The organism is Oleiphilus sp. HI0061, from assembly GCF_001635675.1.
In genome coordinates this window covers 1-1131 of the sequence record NZ_LWFE01001251.1, presented here as the reverse complement: position 1 = coordinate 1131, position 1131 = coordinate 1, and the positions used below count along the sequence as shown (strand labels likewise).

Here is a 1131-nt window from a genome sequence, read left to right as displayed (position 1 = left end):
CGGGTATTGCCTTCGAAGGCGAACACTTCATCTTCGTTTAGATCAATATCAAGCGTCATCATATAGTCTTCACGGTAAGTGGCTAAACCCACTTTATAGCGTGCTTGAACTGAAGGCTTGCCTCGAGGTAATTCATCAGTGGGTACGGGAGGGGAGAATGTTGAAATGTCGGTTGGAAACATATTCATTCCAGAAATACCGAATACCCACTCGCCTTCTAGCCACCAACCATCCAGGCCGAATTCTTCACGTAAAAAGTTGTCGGTAAACAGGATTGCTAAGCCTATATCTACGTTCCATTCTAGGTTGCTATCACTAGGTCTGTCAGCCGGAGCGTTATTCACATCGTATTCATCTAGCGGCCTTGAAACTTGAGATGCATTGAACTGAATCAGTTTGGGTGTAAAACCCCACGATATGGGCATGTTATAATCAATAACATTGGTTGTAGCGACGGTTGCGCCCATTTCTTCATAGTCAAATTGAGTGCTTTCAACCGATGAACTTAATAGGTCTTCAATACCTGTGGATTCCGCAAGGCCAGTAGTTTCTACTTGTCTAACAATGTCATCAATAGTTGCTGCATCTTTATTTAGGATGGTGCTTACTTTGCGAATTTCACGGCGAGTGTAGAAATTGATAGTTAGCGGGTCAGTATCCACTAACAAGTTAAAGTTATGCATTTCATCAGAGCGATATGAGCTAAAACTTTTTTCACTTAGAGAGTCTTTTAGAAGTTTAGCGGTATCTCTGGTGTCGCTAATATCTCCGCTGTTAGCGGCGTTGATAAAGTCTTGTTCTATTGGTGAATTTTGATAGTCGAGAACGTCAGAGTTAAAAGACTCTCCGTAAAGCTGTCGCTGGCCACTATTTATTGCAAGATAGATCTTGTCGGGCTTATCGCCTCGGTTGAAGGCAATCAAAGCAGGGTTGTGAGCGGACGCGTTAAACTTTGAAGCTGAAGCAACACCGGTTCCGCCCATAGCCATGGAACGAGGGTCTAAAAATACTTTGTAGCCACTTAGTGCGGTTGAGCTATAAGCGAGACAAACTAAGCAAATGGCAAAGTTTGATAAGCTGAAGGTGGATCTGAAATTCATTATTTCCTTGTTCCTTGAGCGGGTCCTGACT

At 43.2% G+C, this 1131-nt stretch carries 1 protein-coding gene; it reads right to left on the bottom strand.

Going from position 1 to position 1131, the window contains the following annotated elements:
* The coding region (gene traF, locus A3735_RS19595; RefSeq protein ID WP_082885941.1) for a conjugal transfer protein TraF at positions 1 to 1100 on the bottom strand (1100 nt) is incomplete at its 3' end.
* Positions 1101 to 1131 lie beyond the last annotated feature (31 nt).